This window comes from Aeromonas sp. R3-1 (assembly GCF_040908345.1).
Classification (GTDB): domain Bacteria; phylum Pseudomonadota; class Gammaproteobacteria; order Enterobacterales; family Aeromonadaceae; genus Aeromonas; species Aeromonas veronii.
In genome coordinates this window covers 1-3,992 of record NZ_JBFODN010000037.1, presented here as the reverse complement: position 1 = coordinate 3,992, position 3,992 = coordinate 1, and the positions used below count along the sequence as shown (strand labels likewise).

Here is a 3,992-nt window from a genome sequence, read left to right as displayed (position 1 = left end):
TGCTCGATGACGGATGGGTATGACTGTTACCAGAATGCGTTGGCGGAGCGGGTGAACGGGATTTTGAAAGGAGAGTTATTGTTGCAAAGCCCGCAAGATTTGACGCAAGCGCGGGAAATGGTGCGTGAAGCGGTGGATATTTATAACGAGGAGCGGCCGCATTATGGGTTGAAATACAGACCCCCCGATGCGGTACATAGGGGGTTCTGAGTGGAGCAAAGCTAGCCGAAAATGTGTAAACCTATTTCAGGACTAGACAGTGGCATGGGTCACTGACAACTCTTAACCGAGCGCCAGCCAGACTCCCACCCCTAGCATCAGGGTACCGGCGATGCGGTTCATCAGGGTGACATTGCCGCTCTTGGCGAGGAAGTGGCGCAGAGTGCGGCCGCCGCTGGCGTAGAGCAGCAGGCAGGAGAACTCGATGACCAGGATCAGCGCCACCAGCGCGCTGATCTGCGGCGCCATCGGCTTGTCGGCAGAGATAAAAGGGGGCAGCAGGGAGATCATGAAGGCCCACCCTTTGGGGTTGGCGATGGCGGTGACAAAGCCCTGCAGCGCCAGCCCCATGGCGCTGGTCTGTTGACCGGCCGAGAGATCCGCCGGAATGGCCATCTTCCCCTTGGCCTGCCACATCTGGATGCCAAGCCACACCAGATAGGCGCCCCCCACATATTTGAAGGCGGCGAAGATCCCCGGATAGTTGAGCATGATGGCTGCCACCCCGATCACCGACAGCACCGAGACCAGCCCGACCCCGATCAGCTCCCCCCACATCATGTGCAGGGTACGGCGCACCCCCAGGCTCATCCCCAGGGTCATCGACAGGGTCATGCACATGCCGGGGGTCACCGAGACAAAGAAAAAGGTCGGGATAAACAGAGCCAGAATGGCCGGATCGATCCAGCTGGACACAACACACCTCCATATGACGAGAGCGGGAAATCACGAAAACGGGACAGGATTGATACAACTCAGCCAGTTGTACCACATATTCAGGGGATAAAGCGCTCAATCACGCCTAAATGGCTCCTTTCTCACAAGAAAAAACCTTTTCTTCAGCACATTTCAGCAATAAAAGCCTGTGACAGCTCCTGACGTGCATGTGTAATATGTCGGCTCCTCCAATTCCGGATTAGAGCCATTCATGTCATTGAATAATCTATCAATACGTGTCCAGGTCTTGATACCTTTGCTGCTGGCCAGCCTGCTGATGATGGTGATGATCGCCATCAGCAAACAGGGTCTGGATGAAGCCATCAATGACATAGATGAGACGACCCAGAGCGTGGTCCAGCACAAGGACGATATTGCCAAACTGATCCACGCCACCTACCGGCTGCGCACCAGCGCCATCTATGGCCTCTACGATGCCAAGCTGTTTGCCGCACTGCCCGCAAACCTCAACAGCGCCGAGCAGGAGATCAACGCCATCCTCGGCCGTCTGGTGCTCCCCGGTGCCGAGCAGGATAACCGTCAGGTCGCTGCCGCCCTGCAGGCCTACCTCAGCCATACCCGCAGCAACATGCTGCCGCTGCTGGCGCAAAAACATCAGGGTGGCGGCGATCCGGTCGCCTACGAGGCGGCTCGCCTCCATTTCCGCGAGCTGGGTGAACAGCTGATCAAGCAGATAGACAGCATGTCCGCCCACATCAACCAGCTGATCCAGCAAGAGCTGGCCGAAGAGCAGGCCCACTACGACGCCACCCTGCTGCGTACCCTGCTGCTCACCGCCGGTACCCTGCTGGCGGCGCTGATCTGTGGCTGGGTCCTCTCCGGGCGCATCGTCAGCCCTATCGGTCAGTTGCAAGAGGTGATGCATGCCGTGGCGCAAGGGCGCTTCAACGTGCGCGCCAAAGCGGAGGGCAACAACGAGCTGACCCGTCTGGCCAAAGATATCAACCTCACCCTTACCCAGCTCGGCAACACCATCGAGAACCTGACCGGGATCAGCAACAGCGTCGCCTCCGCCGCCACCGAGCTGGCCGCCGTGATGACCCAGTCCGAGGCCAATGCAAAGCAGCAGCACAGCGAGATCGAACAGGTCGCCTCCGCCGTGACCGAACTCTCCAGCACCGCTGACAACGTCAACCACAACGCCGCCATCGCCGATGAACTGGCGCGGGATGCCAATGGCCGGGTCGAGCAGGGGCTCGCCCTCTTTACCGAAAGCATCGCCGCCAACAGCCGGATGGCAGGCAGTCTGGAAGATGCCGCCGCCATCGTGGCTCAGCTCAAATCCCAGTCCGAGCAGATCGGCAAGGTAATTGAAGTGATTCAGGGGATCTCCGAGCAGACCAACCTGCTGGCGCTCAATGCCGCCATCGAAGCGGCCCGTGCCGGTGAAACGGGTCGTGGTTTTGCGGTGGTGGCCGACGAAGTGAGAATGCTGGCGGCCCGTACCCAGGACTCCACCAAGGAGATCCAGGCCATCATCGAGCGGCTGCAGAGCCAGTCCCAATCCGCCAACAATGGCGTACAGGAGACTCTGGAGATCCTCAACCATAACCAGCGCTTGTCCGCTCAGGTGCAGGATCTGCTAAGCGGCATTACCGGTGCCGTGCGCCAGATCAACGACGCCAACGCCCAGGTCGCCACCGCCGCCGAGGAGCAGTCCTGCGTTACCGCCGACATCAACCGCAACATCACCAATATTCACGAGATCGTGAGCCAGAGCTCCGCCGGCATCAGCCAGAGCGCCAGTGCCAGCAACGAACTCTCCCAGCTCGCCGAGCAGCAACGCAAGCAGCTGGCCCAATTCCAGCTGTAAGCGCACAAAGTGAACCAGACAAAAAGGCCCGCAAGGGCCTTTCTTGTTGATGGAGCAATGGCTTTGTCTCTGTTTTAGACGCCATTTTTTGGCTTGTGGCGCCATAAGGGGCTGGGCTGCCCTGTCAAATATCGGTATGGTAGAGGCACGTTACTCCCCCTCACGTGAGCACACCATGAGCCTGAGATTCAAGAAACCCGCTTTTATCGCACTGGGGCTCATCGCCCTCATTTCCGCCGCCTGGCTCGACTACTACCTGCCGGAGCACACCATCGCCACCATCACCGGGGTCGAGGTGAAACGCACCGACAAGGATGGCCCCATCAGCCAGAAGAATCCGGCTGACGGCCCCACCACCGACGTCTATTACATCTACACCGAGCGCCCCGGCGAGAAGATCCGGGTGTTTCGCAATGAAGATACCGAGTGGGGCTGGCCCTTCTACTTCAAATTCAACGCCGCCGACGTCCAGGCCAAGGCCAAGTCGATGGAGTTCGAGAAACGCCTGGCCATCATTACCTCCTACGGCTGGCGCGTGAACATGTTCTCCATGTTCCCCAACGTCACCAAGATCGAGAGCACAGAGCCTGATGCCTCCACCTGGAGCTTCTTCCGCTGGTTCTGGTTCGGCCTCTGGGCGCTGGTGATGGGCAAAGCCGCCATTGCAACCTGGCGCTACTTCGATCGTCTTGAGGACGAGATATGAGTGAGCCGAGCAAGACCCGCACCAGCTTCTACCGGCGGCTCTACGTGGCCTGGCTGATCAGCCAGGGCACGGATACGGTGCCCGCCATCATGGAGGCAACCGGCATGCCGCGCCGCACCGCGCAAGATACCCTGAGTGCGCTGGCCGAACTCGATATCAGCTGCGCCTTCGAGCAGACCGAGGGGGCTCGCCACCTGCAGGGGCACTACCGCATCAGCGACTGGGGGCCCATCAATCCGGCGTGGATCAAGGCCCAGCTGCCTCTTATCAAGGAGACGCTGAGCTACCCCTGATCCTTCATGAGAGCGGCTATGCATCGACAAACAAGCCCCTTCCGGCCCACATCAGGTGGCACTAATGAAGGCTATACGCATCATTTTGCAACTCGCGATTCTTGCCACCGGGAGTGTCATACTTGCAGCTCTCTTTGCTGGGCCCGCACCAGACTTCACGGCCATTGTCGTTTTACTTGGCTTTGTGGCACTTCTCCTTGCTCTGACGCTGGTACTAAAAGAG

General features: G+C 59.2%; 5 protein-coding genes. 4 read left to right on the top strand and 1 reads right to left on the bottom strand.

What is annotated here, in order from left to right:
• The coding region (locus tag AB5Y85_RS02130) for an integrase core domain-containing protein (RefSeq protein ID WP_368221098.1) at positions 1 to 210 on the top strand (210 nt) is incomplete at its 5' end.
• 72 nt (positions 211 to 282) lie between these two features.
• Here the strand turns inward: AB5Y85_RS02130 and AB5Y85_RS02125 are convergent.
• Positions 283 to 915 (bottom strand): LysE family translocator, encoded by a 633-nt coding sequence (locus AB5Y85_RS02125; protein ID WP_005344345.1) that lies wholly within the window; start codon positions 913 to 915, stop codon positions 283 to 285.
• Positions 916 to 1,147: 232 nt separating this feature from the next.
• Between AB5Y85_RS02125 and AB5Y85_RS02120 the strand changes: the two genes are divergently transcribed.
• From AB5Y85_RS02120 to AB5Y85_RS02110, 3 genes are all read left to right on the top strand, one after another.
• On the top strand, positions 1,148 to 2,770 hold the full coding sequence (locus tag AB5Y85_RS02120; RefSeq protein WP_103252535.1) for a methyl-accepting chemotaxis protein: 1,623 nt from the start codon (positions 1,148 to 1,150) through the stop codon (positions 2,768 to 2,770).
• A 175-nt stretch (positions 2,771 to 2,945) separates the two neighbouring features.
• A complete protein-coding gene (locus tag AB5Y85_RS02115) occupies positions 2,946 to 3,476 on the top strand; it encodes a DUF1523 family protein (RefSeq protein WP_005337948.1) in 531 nt (176 codons plus the stop codon).
• A complete protein-coding gene (locus tag AB5Y85_RS02110; protein WP_005344341.1) occupies positions 3,473 to 3,769 on the top strand; it encodes a helix-turn-helix domain-containing protein in 297 nt (98 codons plus the stop codon). Before AB5Y85_RS02115 ends, AB5Y85_RS02110 begins: the two co-directional genes overlap by 4 nt.
• Positions 3,770 to 3,992 lie beyond the last annotated feature (223 nt).